This is a genomic window from Hyphomonas sp. UBA3195 (assembly GCF_002366485.1).
GTDB lineage: Bacteria > Pseudomonadota > Alphaproteobacteria > Caulobacterales > Hyphomonadaceae > Hyphomonas.
In genome coordinates this window covers 22,211-37,666 of record NZ_DEXB01000002.1, presented here as the reverse complement: position 1 = coordinate 37,666, position 15,456 = coordinate 22,211, and the positions used below count along the sequence as shown (strand labels likewise).

The window sequence follows — 15,456 nt, the reverse complement described above, 5'->3', positions numbered from 1 at the left end:
TTTCAACAGGTACAGTGGCGGTTTCTGACGGACTTGTCCTGTAATGGATTATTCAGGACGAGGTTGGCCAAGCCGTAGCAGAAAGATCTGTGGAGCAGTGCTGACGCTGGCGACAAATGCCCGCGTGTCGGCCGTCAGGTATGTGTGAAAACAAGAAGCAGCAGGATCGGCAAGGCAAAGCCCGCAATCGTAAGTGGCCATGTGCTGGGGCGGCGCGTGGAATGCATCTGCAGCAACCAGAGCCCTGACGCACAGAACAAGACAACTGCAATGGCGAACAGGTCGAGAAACAATGTCCAGGCGAAGCCAGTATTTCGGCCCTTGTGCAGGTCGTTGAGATAGGCGACCGCGCCGCGACTGGTTTTTTCGAACATGACTTCGCCGGTCTCACGGTCAATGCTGATCCAGGCATCTCCACCGGGCCGGGGCAGGGTGATATACGCGTCAAAATCGGTCCATTCGACCGGGCGGCCTGATGTATCAAAGCTCGTCTCAGATTTGAGATAGGTCGCGACCTCGGCGGGCAGGCCGGACTCGGCGCCAGTCTTCGCATGTTCATCAAGTAGCGTGACCAGCTCGCCTGGCAGGATGCTCTCGCCTTCGATGGTTTTTGGCTTTGAGGTAAGATCGCTGGCATGATTGAGCGTAATGCCAGTCGCCGCGAACAGCATCATGCCGACAAGACAGAGCGCGCCAGACATCCAGTGAACGGTTCGCACCTGACGCTTGATGAACATTTTCAAGGATGCGCGTTTTGCGGGGGCGGTCTGGGAGAGGCTCATTCCGTCAGGGCTCATTATCTGTATTGCGCCGTCTGAAGTTCGGCGCGGTCTGGTGGAGTTTCGCCTCCTAACATGCGCGAATATGCGTCTGCAAGTCATTCTCAATGCGTGTGTGCAATTGACTTGCTGCGGGCCTGTTGGTCTAGCCAAGGCGTATACGTTTCCTGACCAGGCATCTGAATGCGCTACGCTCTTCTAGACTCATGTGATCCCGTCCGGGCCGCCACACTTTTCTATGGCGATGCGGCAACCCTCTGGCTCGATAGCGCGGATACCGATCACCCTTCATCACGCTGGTCATATCTCTGCATTGCACCAATCGCGACTTTGCAGGTTCGTGCGGAGGAGCTGTCACGCGGTGAGGATGGCTTCGCAGACAGGGCGGACGAAGTAAGGGCCTGGATACGCAGCACCGAACGGCAGCGCATTGCGGAAGGTCCCCCGTTCCAAGGCGGCGCGGCGGGCTATGTTTCCTATGACGCTGCGCCACTCTTCCTTGAGCGATTCCAGTCGCGACACATGCCGCGCTCTGATTTGATTGAATTCAACTTGTACGACACGTTGCTGGCATTCGATCTTGAGGGTCAGAAGACTTGGGTCATGTCGGCCGGGCTGAGGGCGGCGAACGCAGAAGAGGATGACGCGCTGGCAGATGCGAAGATTGCGGAGGTGCTGACCCGTCTTGGCGACACGCGGCGCGCCCCGGATGTCGACGTGCCATTGGGCTGGTCACACCCGGATCAGGCTATTGATTATATTGCGGCCATAAAGCGTACACAGGATTTTATTCTGGATGGCGACATTTATCAGGCCAACATTGCGCAGAATTGGGTAGCATCGCATTGCGACGTGTCGTCGGCTTTTTCCAACTATCTGCAGATGCGCGAGCGGACGCCTGCGCCCTTCGCGGCGTTCGGCCATTTTGAAGGGCGTGTTCTGGCAAGCGCATCGCCAGAGCGCTTGATCTCCGCTTCGGCCACGGGGCGAGTCGTGGCGGAGCCGATCAAGGGAACCGTCAGACGCGAGGCTGACCTGATCGAGGACGATCTGGCGCAGGCAGGCCTGTTGGCCTCTGAGAAGGACCGCGCCGAGAACATCATGATAACTGACCTTCTACGGAATGATTTGTCCATCGTGTGCGAACCTGAATCGGTTGAAGTGACATCGCTTTGCCGCTTGGAGACATTCTCCAATCTCCATCACCTCGTCTCGACCATTGAGGGCGACTTGTCGGGCGACAAGGATGGCATCGATTTGTTCAAGGCAGTGTTTCCCGGTGGATCCATCACAGGCGCGCCGAAATTGCGCGCGATGGAAATTATTGACGAACTGGAACAACGTCCTCGCGGCGCGTATTGTGGAGCTATTGGCTATGTCGGTTTTGATGGTGCATTGGATTTCAACATCCTGATCCGCACAATTGATCATTTGCCGACAGAGAGCACGCTGTTGGCCGGCGGGGGTATCACTTTGATGTCGGACCCGGTTGGCGAGCTGGCAGAGTCAGAGCTGAAGGCAGAGCGAATCGCGCCGTCCCTGTTCCGGGTGGGGAAGAAGGCATGATCCTCGTGCTCAACAATCGCGACAGTTTCGTTCATAATCTCGCGCGCTATCTGACATGCGAAGGCGCGGATGTGACGGTCGTTGATAGTGACCGGATTACTCTCCATGAAATCACCGATCTTGCGCCTCAAGCGCTCGTCCTGTCGCCGGGACCATGTACACCGAATGAGGCAGGGATCTGCTTGGAAGCAGTTCAGTACTTCGCTGGGAAGCTGCCAGTTCTCGGAGTGTGTCTTGGGCACCAGGCGATCGCGCAGGTTTATGGGGGCAAGATTGTCAGGTCCAATTTTCCCCGCCATGGACGCACCACGACGTTGTCAGTGCAGGGCGGAGCCTTGTTTGCTGGCTTGCCCCGCGCTTTTGATGTCGGTCTGTACAATTCTCTCGTGGCAACATTTGATGATTTGCCGGACCAATTTCAAATTGATGCGGTATCTGCGGAGGGAGACATTATGGCGCTGTCACACACATACTTTCCGCTATTCAGTGTCCAGTTTCACCCAGAGTCTGTGCTTACCGAGCATGGCGCTGAGCTGATCAGGAATTTTGTACAGCTCGCGAAGAACTGGAAACCGGAATGATCTTGTCTCAGCCGTCTGCCTTGTCTGACCAGTCCGAACTGTTTGACCTGCGGGACCGCGGCTTGTTGTTGGCAGATGGCGTGTTCGACACGTCGCTCGTCAGCGATGGACGCGTCATTCTGCGCGATGCACACTTGGACCGCTTGATCGAAGGTGCTGCTGCACTGGGCATTGATCTTGAGCGCAAGGCCGTTGCTCGTGTCATGGATACGGCGATTGAAGACTCTGCGTCGGGTGCATTGCGTATCACGGTCACACGCGGCGCTGGGGTTCGCGGGCTCGCGGATGATATGGCGGCTTCGCCGACCCTCATCGCGCGTGTTTCAGAATATAGTGTGAGTCTGACGCCAGAAGCTGTGCGAGTGCACAAAAGCACGATCCTGCGCAATCCAACTTCCATCACGGCTCGCTACAAGACCTTGTCCTACACAGACAATATCGTTGCATTGCGCGCGGCAGTTCAAGCTGGTTTTGATGAAGCGTTCTTTTTCTCGCCCGCTGGGCATCTTGCCTGTGCCAGTGTGGCGAATGTGTTCGTGCAGATGGATGGAGCTATCTTCACGCCGCCCGTTGGGGATGGCGCTCTGCCCGGTGTGATGCGGAACTGGATTTTGGGTAGGGGGCGTGTTGGCGATTTCGCCGTTTCGGAGCGGTCGATCTCGCTTGAGGATCTTCGATCCGCGGACAGGGTTTTCCTGACCAACAGCCTGCGCCTGTTCCAACCGGTATCAGCGTTTGAGACCAGGATGTTCAATGCTGAACTGCCTGCGGGCTGCGCCGAATTGCGAGCAGAACTACTCACCAATTGACCCCACTTTTCCGGAACGCTAGGCGAGCGCTTCCGCCAATGGCGTTAGCTCTAGTTCCAGACTTTCCGCGACAGCTTCGCACGTAACTTTGCCATTCCAGACGTTGAGGCCTGCTGCCAGGTGCGGGTCCGACTTGAGTGCGGCCTTCCAACCCTTGTCAGCGATTCGCAAAGCATGGGGCAAAGTCGCATTGTTGAGCGCGTAGGTGGATGTGCGTGCTACGGCGCCGGGCATGTTCGCCACGCAATAGTGGACGATGTCATCGACCACATAAGTTGGAGCATCATGCGTGGTGGGATGGGAGGTTTCGAAACAACCACCCTGGTCGATCGCGACATCCACCATCACTGCGCCGGGCTGCATGATAGACAACATTTCGCGCGTGATGAGTTTCGGCGCTGCAGAACCGGGGACGAGCACCGCGCCGATTACGAGATCGGCCTGGGCAATTTCCTGTTCCAGCGTTGCCCGGGTCGAGTAAACTGTGTTCGCGCCAGCCTCGAAATGCGTGGCGAGGCGTTCGAGCACATCCGGATTGCGGTCGAGGATGGTAACGTCCGCATGCATGCCGACGGCCATCTGTGCCGCATTGAAGCCGACCACGCCGCCACCAATGATCACGACCCGGCTGGCGTGTACGCCCGGCACGCCGCCAATCAGCACGCCGCGGCCGCCCTTTGCTTTTTCCAGGGCCGAGGCCCCGGCCTGAACGGCGAGACGTCCGGCAACCTGGCTCATCGGTTTGAGCAGGGGCAGGCCGCCGGTGCGGTCGGTCACGGTTTCATAGGCGATACACGTCGCGCCCGATTTCATCAGATCCTGCGTCTGTTCCGGATCTGGAGCCAGATGGAGATAGGTGAACAGGATCTGGCCGGGCCGCAATTGTGTGCGTTCGGGTGCCAGCGGCTCCTTCACTTTGATGATCATCTCGCAAGTGGCGAACACATCTGCGGCTGTCTCCGCGATCTCCGCGCCGACGGCGCGATACGCATCGTCTGTTGCGCCAATGCCCATGCCTGCTTGCGTTTCCACCAGTACCTTGTGCCCGCGCGCGGTGAATTCGCTGACGCTCTCCGGCGTAAGGCCGACCCGAAACTCATTGTTCTTGATCTCTTTTGGAACGCCGATCTGCATGCTCATGACTCCCGGAGGGTAAGGTTACCTGAATTTCGCGGATATCGTATATAGTATGCCTTCATGTCCAGAGGTTTTGTATATTTTGTTTCAGCATACAAAATATTTGTCGAATTATCTTTCTCGTGCCCGTGGGGCGTGAGCGAGTTTAATCCCCGGAAGCCTCATCCAGGGAAGCATCCCAGACCGCCAGCGCGCGGTAAAGGGCAAGACTATTCAGGCCGCGATCCAGATTGGCGAGAATGAGTTGTTGCTGAGCATTGTAGTTTTCACGCTGGGCATCCAGCACCGTCAGATAATCATCAAGGCCTGATTTGAAGCGCTCTTGCGACAGATAGAAGGTGACGCCTGTGTCGTCAGCAAGCTGTTCCAGAGCATCCAGTCTGCTGGAGATTGTCTCGGATACGGCGAGGGCGTTTGCAACTTCGCGGAAGGCCTGCTGAATGGTGCCTTCATAGGCTGCGAGAGCCGCGTCGGCATTCGCGCGGGCTGCGTCCAGATTTCCGCGTCTCGTGCCGAAGTCGAAGATCGGCACCGAAACACTCGGCGTAAAAGTCCAGCCCGTCGCATAGTCGCCTTCGAACAGATCCGCCAGGTCGCCGCCGACTACGCCCGCACCGCCGGTCAGGGAGACCGATGGGAAATAGGCAGCGCGGGCAGCGCCTATATTGGCATTGGCCGCCAATAGATTGCGTTCTGCCTGAATGACATCCGGGCGGCGCAACAGAACTGAGGAAGTCTGGCCAACCGGCAGGTCAAGCACAACGGGAGATGGGGTCAGCTCGACGTGCGCTTCAATGGACGGTGGCAAGTCTGTTCCCACCAGATAACGCAGGGTATTCAGGTCTCGGCGGACAGTTGCCCGGAACTCTGCCGCTTGTGCCTGGGCTGACGCAACAGACGCCGAGGCCCGACGCAAGTCGATCTCGCTGGCAGTGCCCGCATCGAACAGAGCCTGTGTGAGGTCTAGGCTTTCATTCTGACTGCTCGCCGTCTGTTCGGCCAGTCTCAGCAATTCCTGGTCTGCCGCAAGTTGGAGCCACGCTTCCGCGACAGATGCCACTAGGGAAATCTTGGTGGCGCGTTCGCCTTCGACACTCGCCAGATAGGTCTGCAGGGCGGCATCGTTCGTGTTCCGGATACGCCCGAAGAAATCTAGTTCCCAAGCAGAGACTCCTATTTGCGCGGAAGTGCTGTCACCGAAGGAAGACGAATATGTTGCGTCATCCCGAAAGGTGCCGCCCATCTGCGCGCTACCGGACCCGGTGAAGGTCGGCCAGAAACCTGACCGAGACGTGACGAGGTTCGCACGTGCCACTTCGACAGTGGCGGCGACAGTTCGCAGGTCGCGGTTCTGGTCCAGCGACAGATCGATCAGTGCACGCAACTCATCCGACTGAACGATGTCTTGCCATGCAAGTGTGGAGACCCCAGTCACCGAAGGCTCCGAAACGGGAAGCTCTGTCGGCACGGGCGCTATCGGGCGCTCATAGTCTGGTGCCAGATTGACACAGCCGGTCAGGACAAGCGCACTGAGCGGGGCGGCGAGGTATTTTTGACGGCTCATGCTTGATCTCCGGACGTGGCAGGGCGTTGACCGCGCAGGCGCGTCGTAACCTGGCGAACTAGAACAAAGAAGAGAGGGGCGAACAGCAGGCTGAAGGTCATGGCGGCTATAACGCCACCCACCATGATCCAGCCCATTGCATTTCGGCTTTCTGAGCCTGCGCCGGTACTGAGGGCGAGTGGCAAGACACCAAAGCCAAAAGCAAACGACGTCATCAAGACGGGGCGAATGCGCTGCCGTACGGCTTCGATGGTCGCCGTGACAACGTCCTTGCCTTGATCTTCGAGGGTCCGCGCGAACTCGACGACCAGGATCGCGTTCTTGGAGGCGAGACCAACAGTCATCAAGAGGCCGACCTGGAAGAAGACGTCATTAGCGAGACCAAAGAGGTTTGCCGCAGATACAGCGCCCGTAACGCCAAGCGGGGCGACCAGCAGGACCGAGACTGGAATTGTCCAGCTTTCATAAAGAGCAGCTAGGCAGAGGAATACAAAGAGAAGGGACAGAATGTATAGCATTGTTGCCTGGTTGCCAGCTTGGCGCTCCTGACGGCTGAGCCCGCTCCATTCAAGAGAGATGTTGCCAGCCAACTGGCTGACCATGTCTTCCATGATCTGCATGGCTACACCGGAACTTTCACCCTCTGCCGGAGATCCCTGAATATTGATTGCGGGTACGCCGCCAAATCTCTGGAGCTGGGGAGAACCATATGACCATTCGCCGGACACGATCTCGTCAAGCGGAGTCATCTCGCCGGACGAGGTGCGCACGTGCCACTTGGAAATGTCTTCCGGTTGCATACGGTCTTCCGCATCCCCCTGAACATAGACACGCTTGATACGGCCCCGGTCGATGAAGTCATTCACATAGCTTCCCCCGAAGGCAACGGACAGGACACTTGTGGCATCGGCAACAGACACGCCGAGAGCTTGAGCTTTCTGGTAGTCGAGATTCATCTTGAACTGTGGACCATCTTCGCTGCCATTCGGGCGGACGCCCATCAGGCGCGGATCCTGAGAGGCCATGCCGAGAAGTTGGTTCCGGGCATCCACAAATTCAGCGTGGGTAAGTCCGCCTGTGTTCTGAATGTAGAGATCAAAGCCGTTCGAATTGCCCATCTCCCGAATAGGCGGGGGAACGATCGGGAAAATCCGGGCTTCGTCGATTTGGGACAGACCGCCAAAAGCACGGCCTGCGATAGACTGGACAGAGTTTTCAGGACCCGGCCGTTCAGACCAATCATTCATAGCCGCGAAGGCCATGCCATTGTTCTGGCCCTGACCGACAACGCTGAAGCCAGCGACGGTGAACAGGCCCATGATATTGTCTTCTTCATTCGCAGCATAATACTTCCGCACATCATCCATCACGGCAGCAGTCCGCTCCAGGGTTGCGCTTTCAGGCAACTGGACAATGGTCATCAATGTGCCCTGGTCTTCGTCGGGCAGGAATGCCGTGGGCAGGCGTACAAACAATAGGCCGGTGACCGCCATGATTACCGCGAAGGTGGCAAGCATGATCCATCTGCGGCGAATGATCCTTGTGACCGCGCCTTCATATGCATTGGTGAGTTTGTCAAAGCCGGAATTGAATGCGCGCGCCGGGGTCATGTACCATGACTTTCCGTTCCCGGAGGATGGCTTTAATAGTGTGGCGCACAAGGCCGGTGACAAGACCACCGCAATTAGCACGGACAGCGCCATGGCAGATACGATCGTAACCGAAAACTGGCGATAGATAATGCCGGCAGATCCCGGGAAAAAGGCCATAGGCACGAAGACAGCGGATAGGACCACGGCAATACCTACCAGGGCTCCGGTGATCTGCTGCATGGATTTAACGGTGGCATCATAGGGGGAGAGGCCGTCTTCATGCATGACCCGTTCAACATTCTCCACCACTACGATGGCATCGTCCACGAGGAGACCGATGGCCAGCACCATGGCGAACATGGTAAGTGTGTTGATGGACATGCCGAACAGGAGGAGCACGGCGAACGTGCCGAGCAAGACAACTGGAACCGCAATGATCGGGATCAACGACGCACGGAAGCTTTGCAGGAAGATCAGGATAACGACAAATACGAGGACAATTGCTTCATACAGCGTTTTCTGAACTTCATGGATCGAGGTTTCGATGAAGGGTGTCGAGTCAACGGGGAACTGGTACTCCAGATCGGCTGGAAAGGATGGCGACATGTTCCTGACGGCTTCCTTGACTCGCTCGGCTGTTTCGAGCGCGTTTGCGCCCGTCGCCAAAGAGATCGCCACACCCGTTGCCGGCTTGCCATTGAAGCGGGCGATGGCTGAATAATCCTGGGCGCCGAGTTCGACCCGTGCGACATCTTCCAGTCGGACGGATCCACCCGCAGGCGTTGTGCGGATCAGCAGCTTCTCGAATTGCTCTGGAGTCGACAACAGGGATTGAAGCGTCACGGTGACGTTGATCTCCTGGCCTGGCACTGAAGGAGTTCCGCCTAGTGCGCCAGTGGCGACCTGTGCGTTCTGGGCCTGGATAGCTTGCGTGACGTCAGACGGAGTAAGTTGGTATTGCGCCAGCTTTTCAGGCTCTAGCCAGATACGCATTGCGTACTGCGATCCGAACACCTGAACGCTACCGACACCGTCGATGCGGCTGATTGTGTCATAGACGGTGGAGCGAACAAAGTCGCCGATGTCGATCTGGTTGAGTGTGCTGTTTGGAGAATAAAATGCTGTTACCAGCAGGAAGCTGCCGCTTGCCTTGCTCACGGTCACGCCCTGACGCTGCACTTCTTCCGGCAGAAGCGGTGTCGCGAGCGAGATTTTGTTTTGGGTTTGAACCTGGGCAATATCGGCATCTGTGCCGGGCTCAAAGGATAACGTAATCGACATTGAACCGTTGGAATTCGAGGACGACGATATATAGTCGAGTCCATCAAGGCCGGTGAGTTGCTGTTCGATGACTTGCGTCACCGCATTCTCGACTGCTTCGGCGGATGCCCCCGGATAGTTCGCTGAAATGCTGACCGTTGTGGGCGCGATATCCGGATACTGAGCGATTGGAAGCGCGCGCAGCGCCATGCCGCCTGCAAGCATGATGATGATTGCAATCACCCAGGCAAACACCGGGCGGTCGATAAAGAATTTAGCCATGTCGAGTGTCCAGAGTTCGCTAGTTCAGTTCGCTGCGCGAGTCGCGGGCGGCGGATATTTGTGCTGCGCTGGAAATCGGATCAACTGTCACACCTGCACGCAGATTTTGAAGATTTGAAACGGCGACTCTTTCGCCTTCCTCCAAGCCGTCCAGCACAATCCATGAATTGTCGTTGTATTGCTCGACCTGGATGGCGCGCTGCTCAATTGTGTTGTCATCTTTGACGACCATGACGGAGGCTTCGCCCGTTGGGGTCCGCGAGACGACCGATTGCGGCAGCGTAATGACATTTTCGTACATGCCGGCAACGAAGTTTGCGCGGACGAACATGCCCGGCAGGATAATACCATCAGGGTTTGGCACGAGCGCACGTACCGCTACTGTACCGGCACTTTCGTCGACATTGATTTCGCTGAATTCGAGCTCACCTTGCAGGGGATAGGTCGTATCGTCGCTGAGGATGATGTTCACTGGCACCGTGTCGATTCCCTTGGAGGCAACCCGCCCGGACGCAATCTGGCGGCGCATGTTGAGGACGCGATTGCTGGAAACGGTAAGGTCCACATAGATCGGATCGATTTGAAGCACGTTGGCGAGTGTTTCAGTCTGGTTTTGAGTGACGAGCGCGCCTTGTGTGACCGATGATCGACCAATGCGTCCGGCGATGGGGGAAGAAATCCTGGTGCGGGCAAGATCGATGCGTGCGCGGTCCAGAGCAGCCTTTTGAAGCGCAATATCCGCTTCTGCTTCCTGGGCCGTAGCCGCGGCCTGATCATATTCCTGCTGGCTGACAGCGTTGATCTTTGCGAGGTCGGCGAACCGCTTGGCGGTTTCCTTTGCGACATTTGCAGAAGCCTGGGCACGCGCCAATGCGGCCTCGGCACTTCGCACATCTGCGGCATACTCGTCTGCATCAATCTGATAGAGCGCTTGTCCACGCGAGACGAGGTCGCCTTCCTTGAACAGCCGCTCCTTGATGATGCCGGTGACCTGCGGGCGGATCTCCGCTTCGGCGTGGGCCCGCGCGCGTCCAGTCAACTCAACGGCGTTGGGGACCGATACGAGTTCGGTCGTGAGAGTCTTTACAACTGGAGCTGGCTGTTGCGGAACCTCTACTGTACTGCCTTCGTTACCACAGGCCGTCAGCAGGAAGGCGACGGACAAGGTCGCGGCCGAAATACTTTTTCTTAGAACTTCCATGAGGATTCCTTGACGAGCCGAATGGCTTCAATATAACAATTCTAGAGTGAACGCTCTATCTAGTGTTGCGGTGCAGCATGTCAAGGAGAGGGCATAGTGGAATTTAGGTGTTTTTCTGCATGACAGTTATGAGCAAATCGAAGACGGCCGCGAAACGAGAGAGTCGCGTTGCTGAAATTCTGGACTGCGCTGAGATTCACTTCGTTGAGAAGGGATTCCATGGCGCGGGCATTTCCGGGATCGCCAAAGAATGTGGCATCAGTGTTGGCCATCTGTATCATTACTTTGCGTCCAAGGATTTGTTGATAGAGGCTGTGGTGGAGCGCGAATTGTTGCGCCAAAAAGACAGAATGGAAGACTTCCGTAATCTGAGCGGCACTGAAATCCGAGATCAAATCGCTCCACTCGTCATCGACATTATTATCAAGCATCAGGACCCGTTCCGAACGGTTTTGAATTTCGAGATTCTTGCCGAGGCGCAGAGAAATCCGTCGGTTGCCGAGATCTTGCAGAACTATGATCGTGAAATACGGGAAGAGTTTTGTGGCGTCCTGGAGAATGCCGGAATTACAACGCCTGTTTTGCGGACGGAGATGTTGTTTACCTTGTTTGGCGGCATTCCGGCCCGCACGCTGAGGCATCCCGAGCATGAACGTCCGCAATTCATCGAAATGATGAAGCCGATCATCACGAAGATTCTTGCAAGTGATGACCTTCCTGTCGAGTAGAGCGAAACCACAACGATATCGCGGTTCATTCTTCCGCATTGATGAATATGTCCAAGCTGGCTCTGAGAGTGGAGTTGCTGGAGGCACTCGTACTCGCCAGCTGAACGGCGCGCTTGTCACCGGTTGGGTTCAGCACCGGGAGCTGGAATCTTAGCGCCGCATACTTGTCCAAGCTATCGGCATAGGCCGGGTTCCGAGTATAGACGGATCGGGAAACCATGTCGGGAAACAGGATGCTGGACCGTATCAGTGGCGCCACTCCCAACCCCAGAGTATCCAGGCTGCGATAGACCTCGAAATGGATATGTGGCGGACGTCCCCGATAAGTGCCTGGGTACACGGTCCGAAAGTTTACGCGTCCTCGTTGGTCTGTGATCCCTATACCACGTAGATAGTTTGTATGCGGGCGATTGAAGACAGAGTACTCGCCAGCTGCGTCGGCGTGCCAGACATACACCGCATAACGGGAAAGCGGCTGTTGATCTGTTGATAGAGATTGCAGGCGCAAGTGCAAGTCGAGAGGCGCGCCATCGGCCGCTCCTGACAAGCCATTGAAACCCCGTGTTATGTCGGTTCGGATGAGACCTGCGCTGGCCCACAGACTTGCCAGGCTGGGGCCAGGCTGGAGCACTGGCTCTTTCGGATACGCTTCGGGCTTGTTGGCCGCTGGCGGGAGGGCTGGTATCCGAGCAAGCGCGGAGGGTTTCGGGATAGACACTGGAATCTATTGCCGCCGTCCGGGAGGAGGTCCGCGGCGCTGGCTATCTTGCGGCATGGTGGGTTCGTTGGAATCGACTGCGCGCGGCGCTGTCAGAAATTCTGCGCGTGATAGAAGCCCATCTCGGTTTTTATCGATCCGACCGAATATATCGATAAGCCGTATTCGGAATTCCGAGGCCGTGATGGTTCCATCCAGATTGCTGTCGAAGGCGATAGGGCTGGGGAGTGCATTCAGGTCGCCAAGGGTCTCAGCTGCCCAATTTGACATCTGCACCGCAGATTGATGTACCCGATCAGGCCCCGCCAAGGCGCGCCATTCGAGATCAATACCATTATCAACTTCTTCGCGTGATACGAAGTGATCGTGATTACTGTCCATGCTGACGAAAAGCAGTGCCACTGGTGGGGCAGACAGGCCTTGCGACCGAGTCGGGCGTGCGCGGTCTCCGCCATCGCGACCGCTGGCTCCTGGCCCCTTGCGCGGGGAGGATGTGCATGCGACCACCAAGGACAGTCCAGCAATCATCAGGACTGTGACTTTCATTGCTCCTGACAGCCGTTTGCAACGGGAAGAGAAGGGGGTGAGGGAGGTGTCACAGGGTGAGACGTAGGGGGGGTGTGACACCTCCCTCTCATCGCATCGGTCTTGGCACCCACAGGGAGGCTCGGTGTTCAAGGAGCGGACGGGGACTGTCCTGGTGGATGCGATGATTTCGGTGATTGAGATCGAGACTTTCTCTTCAGAGCGACCGGAATAGGGGGTGGAACTAGGCATATTGAGTGCTCTTGATGCAGTCTCTGGGGACGAAGTGCCGGGAAGTTTCCCTGCGTCGATGAGAACAAGATGCCTCAGCCATGTTGAGAGGATATGCCGGTTAGGACGAAAGTGATGGCAATATATGGCAGTCTGCAACATGACATTACCGACTTGAAAGGTATGGGTTTTCGGTGGCGACACCAGCAATTCGGGATGATCCGGAGCGGTGGGGTTCGAAGCGCAGTTTAACTGCAGTCACGACACACCTTGGCAACAAGTTTATCTTATTTGTAATCATCAGACCGACGATACATATTCAGGAGACTGCGGAGATGCCTGATCCAGAGACCACGACGCCCGAACACATTCTAGTCATCGATGATGACCGCGATATTCGGGAAGATTTGAAATCCTATCTCACGGAAAACGGCTATCGCGTGTCGACGGCTGAAAATGCCCCCGCTGCGCGCCGGGCGATTCATTCTGAAGAACCAGACCTCATCCTGTTGGACGTCATGATGCCGGGCGAGGACGGGATCAGTCTTTGTCGCTCGATCGTTCGGCTCACCGCAATTCCGATCGTTTTCATCAGCGCGAGAACTGATGAGATCGACCGGATTGTCGGCTTGGAAGTCGGCGCAGATGATTATGTGTGCAAGCCATTCAACCCGCGGGAACTGCTTGCGCGTGTGCGGTCGGTCCTGCGACGCGCGAATGGTCGCGAAAGAGAAATGACGCCTGAGAAAACGCGCTATTTTGAGTTTGACCGTTGGACGCTGGATACGGCGAAACGCACAATGACCCGCGATGATGGCGTGATCGTCTCCTTAAGCACCGGCGAATTCCAATTATTGATGATCTTTATAGCCCGACCACAGATCGTGCTGTCGCGTGAACGGATCGTGGAACTGTCTCATGCCGAAGGCGCAGATGTGTTCGACCGCAGTGTCGACAGTCAGGTGAGTCGATTTCGGAAAAAGGTCGAACGTGACCCCAAGAATCCGGATATCGTCCAGACCGTCTGGGGCGGGGGGTATGTCTTTGCAGCTGATGTGAAGAAACTGTGATGCTGGCAAGGCTTGATACGCTTCTTACACGGATTGTAATCCTGGTGACAGCGGCTCTGCTGTCTACATTTCTACTGGCGTATTTCATTGTGGAATTCAGCATTTCATCGCAACGCCTCCAGCCACGTACGGCGCTGCATGTTGCGACGGTCGCCTTGGAGGAATTGCAGGCGAAGGATTGGCCCGATTCACTCTCCGACAAAGAGCTGGAGCGTCTTCAAATAACCGATTACTCGCTGTCAGAATATCCCTATATTGAACCTTTCTCCTGGGGGCTAGCCGAACGTGTTCTTGAAAATCTTGGGCTAGCGCAGGATACGCCGATTGGTATTTCCCTGAGTGGGTGGGGTGATCGGGACAGGCTCGCAGGTCCTCCCGGTCGACCGGACAGGTTCATGGATGAAGAACCGGGCCGTCCCGGGCCAATGAGTTTGAGGCCTCCGCCGTCAGAGCGTGGGAGATCTGCCAGCCAGCAGCGCGCAAGAGTGTCTCTCGAGATCGCGAATGGCAATTGGATAAACATAAGAACCGAGAACATCAGTGTGAAAGAGCCGCGTCCACCTCTCCTGGCGGCCGTCATGCTCATCGTGCTGATGGTTGGCATCGGCATATGGGCCGCCCTGAATGCGATCAATCCATTGAGGCAAATGGCGAAGGCCGCGAATACGCTGGCGTCCGACTACAAGCATGAGCCGCTGGTCGAGCAAGGTCCGTATGACGTGCGCGAATCGCTGCGTGCTTTCAATCGCATGGGCCGCCGCCTCGAGACCACAGTGGCTGGCCAACGCCAGCTGCTCGCAGCAATTGGTCATGATTTGCGGACACCCATTACCTCATTGAAACTGAAGGTTGAGATGCTATCAGATGCGAGTGAGCGCGAGCGGATGAGTCGTGCTCTGGCAGAGTTGGAGCGTATCACAGAAGCCGCACTTGCTGCGGCGACGGCTGGCCAGTCAGATGAGCCTTTCCAGCCGCTGGACATGTATTCGTTGGTCGACAGCCTTATCGAAGACTTGCGGGATCTGGGCCTCTCTGTCTCGTTCAATGAAATCGATGTACGCCCGATTGTCATGGGTCGATCAGATGAACTGACACGCGCCTTGCGCAACTTGATTGAAAATGCGGTGCGTTATGGAGACATGGCGCACGTTTGTCTCAGTGAACGAGCCGGCAAGGCTATTGTGACGATCCAGGACACAGGTCCGGGAATCCCGGAAGATGCTCTGGAGCGTGTGTTCGAACCCCTTGTTCGATTGGAACAGTCACGCAATCGCGAGACCGGCGGGCATGGGCTCGGACTTCATATCGCGAAGAATCTGATTGAAGCCCATAGTGGGCACATCGATTTGTCGAACCCACCAAACGGGGGGCTGCTCGTAACGGTGACCTTGCCTCTGAAGGCCGCTGGCTGAC

General features: G+C 56.6%; 13 protein-coding genes. 6 read left to right on the top strand and 7 right to left on the bottom strand.

What is annotated here, in order from left to right:
- Positions 1-134: 134 nt before the first annotated feature.
- Positions 135-797: a PepSY-associated TM helix domain-containing protein gene (locus B2344_RS00545; RefSeq protein WP_290484428.1), complete on the bottom strand. Its 663-nt coding sequence runs from the start codon at positions 795-797 to the stop codon at positions 135-137.
- Between the two features lie 165 nt (positions 798-962).
- Here B2344_RS00545 and B2344_RS00540 point away from each other — a divergent pair, with 165 nt between their 5' ends.
- From B2344_RS00540 to B2344_RS00530, 3 genes are read left to right on the top strand one after another with little or no spacing between them, the layout of a single operon-like run.
- Positions 963-2,345, top strand: coding sequence for an anthranilate synthase component I family protein (locus tag B2344_RS00540; RefSeq protein ID WP_290484427.1), 1,383 nt, complete (start codon positions 963-965; stop codon positions 2,343-2,345).
- Positions 2,342-2,926, top strand: a complete 585-nt coding sequence (locus B2344_RS00535) for an anthranilate synthase component II (protein WP_206990918.1) — start codon at positions 2,342-2,344, stop codon at positions 2,924-2,926. The genes B2344_RS00540 and B2344_RS00535 overlap by 4 nt, the downstream gene beginning before the upstream one ends.
- On the top strand, positions 2,923-3,735 hold the full coding sequence (locus B2344_RS00530; RefSeq protein WP_290482440.1) for an aminotransferase class IV: 813 nt from the start codon (positions 2,923-2,925) through the stop codon (positions 3,733-3,735). The genes B2344_RS00535 and B2344_RS00530 overlap by 4 nt, the downstream gene beginning before the upstream one ends.
- Before the next feature lie 18 nt (positions 3,736-3,753).
- On the opposite strand, the gene ald is transcribed toward B2344_RS00530, so the two are convergent.
- The 4 genes from ald to B2344_RS00510 form a co-directional block, all read right to left on the bottom strand.
- The gene (gene ald, locus B2344_RS00525) at positions 3,754-4,869 is read right to left on the bottom strand and encodes an alanine dehydrogenase (RefSeq protein ID WP_349679532.1); all 1,116 of its coding nucleotides are present in this window, start codon (positions 4,867-4,869) and stop codon (positions 3,754-3,756) included.
- A 148-nt stretch (positions 4,870-5,017) separates the two neighbouring features.
- Entirely contained in the window at positions 5,018-6,436 is a 1,419-nt protein-coding gene (locus tag B2344_RS00520) for an efflux transporter outer membrane subunit (RefSeq protein ID WP_290484426.1), read from the bottom strand.
- Positions 6,433-9,570, bottom strand: a complete 3,138-nt coding sequence (locus B2344_RS00515) for an efflux RND transporter permease subunit (protein ID WP_290484425.1) — start codon at positions 9,568-9,570, stop codon at positions 6,433-6,435. The genes B2344_RS00520 and B2344_RS00515 overlap by 4 nt, the downstream gene beginning before the upstream one ends.
- 19 nt (positions 9,571-9,589) lie before the next feature.
- Positions 9,590-10,771, bottom strand: a complete 1,182-nt coding sequence (locus B2344_RS00510) for an efflux RND transporter periplasmic adaptor subunit (protein WP_206990914.1) — start codon at positions 10,769-10,771, stop codon at positions 9,590-9,592.
- A 128-nt stretch (positions 10,772-10,899) separates the two neighbouring features.
- Here B2344_RS00510 and B2344_RS00505 point away from each other — a divergent pair, with 128 nt between their 5' ends.
- Complete coding sequence (locus tag B2344_RS00505) at positions 10,900-11,499, top strand: TetR/AcrR family transcriptional regulator (RefSeq protein WP_206990913.1); 600 nt, start codon at positions 10,900-10,902, stop codon at positions 11,497-11,499.
- Between the two features lie 25 nt (positions 11,500-11,524).
- Here B2344_RS00505 and B2344_RS00500 read toward each other — a convergent pair whose 3' ends face one another.
- On the bottom strand, positions 11,525-12,217 hold the full coding sequence (locus B2344_RS00500) for a hypothetical protein (protein ID WP_290484424.1): 693 nt from the start codon (positions 12,215-12,217) through the stop codon (positions 11,525-11,527).
- Between the two features lie 6 nt (positions 12,218-12,223).
- Positions 12,224-12,763 carry an EF-hand domain-containing protein gene (locus B2344_RS00495; protein ID WP_290484423.1) on the bottom strand — a complete coding sequence of 180 codons (540 nt, stop codon included), beginning with the start codon at positions 12,761-12,763 and terminating at the stop codon, positions 12,224-12,226.
- Between the two features lie 545 nt (positions 12,764-13,308).
- Here B2344_RS00495 and B2344_RS00490 point away from each other — a divergent pair.
- Both B2344_RS00490 and B2344_RS00485 read left to right on the top strand, forming a co-directional pair.
- The gene (locus B2344_RS00490; protein ID WP_206990910.1) at positions 13,309-14,043 is read left to right on the top strand and encodes a response regulator; all 735 of its coding nucleotides are present in this window, start codon (positions 13,309-13,311) and stop codon (positions 14,041-14,043) included.
- Positions 14,043-15,455 carry a sensor histidine kinase gene (locus B2344_RS00485; protein ID WP_290484422.1) on the top strand — a complete coding sequence of 471 codons (1,413 nt, stop codon included), beginning with the start codon at positions 14,043-14,045 and terminating at the stop codon, positions 15,453-15,455. The genes B2344_RS00490 and B2344_RS00485 overlap by 1 nt, the downstream gene beginning before the upstream one ends.
- Position 15,456: the final 1 nt, after the last annotated feature.

What these genes read in the sequence shown, in the direction of transcription:
- B2344_RS00520 (WP_290484426.1), bottom strand. Translation starts at nt 6,436, where the DNA reads ATGAGCCGTCAAAAATACCTCGCCGCCCCGCTCAGTGCGCTTGTCCTG.
- B2344_RS00490 (WP_206990910.1), top strand. Translation starts at nt 13,309, where the DNA reads ATGCCTGATCCAGAGACCACGACGCCCGAACACATTCTAGTCATCGAT.
- B2344_RS00535 (WP_206990918.1), top strand. Translation starts at nt 2,342, where the DNA reads ATGATCCTCGTGCTCAACAATCGCGACAGTTTCGTTCATAATCTCGCG.
- B2344_RS00545 (WP_290484428.1), bottom strand. Translation starts at nt 797, where the DNA reads ATGAGCCCTGACGGAATGAGCCTCTCCCAGACCGCCCCCGCAAAACGC.
- B2344_RS00495 (WP_290484423.1), bottom strand. Translation starts at nt 12,763, where the DNA reads ATGAAAGTCACAGTCCTGATGATTGCTGGACTGTCCTTGGTGGTCGCA.
- B2344_RS00505 (WP_206990913.1), top strand. Translation starts at nt 10,900, where the DNA reads ATGAGCAAATCGAAGACGGCCGCGAAACGAGAGAGTCGCGTTGCTGAA.
- ald (WP_349679532.1), bottom strand. Translation starts at nt 4,869, where the DNA reads ATGCAGATCGGCGTTCCAAAAGAGATCAAGAACAATGAGTTTCGGGTC.
- B2344_RS00540 (WP_290484427.1), top strand. Translation starts at nt 963, where the DNA reads ATGCGCTACGCTCTTCTAGACTCATGTGATCCCGTCCGGGCCGCCACA.
- B2344_RS00515 (WP_290484425.1), bottom strand. Translation starts at nt 9,570, where the DNA reads ATGGCTAAATTCTTTATCGACCGCCCGGTGTTTGCCTGGGTGATTGCA.
- B2344_RS00530 (WP_290482440.1), top strand. Translation starts at nt 2,923, where the DNA reads ATGATCTTGTCTCAGCCGTCTGCCTTGTCTGACCAGTCCGAACTGTTT.
- B2344_RS00510 (WP_206990914.1), bottom strand. Translation starts at nt 10,771, where the DNA reads ATGGAAGTTCTAAGAAAAAGTATTTCGGCCGCGACCTTGTCCGTCGCC.
- B2344_RS00485 (WP_290484422.1), top strand. Translation starts at nt 14,043, where the DNA reads ATGCTGGCAAGGCTTGATACGCTTCTTACACGGATTGTAATCCTGGTG.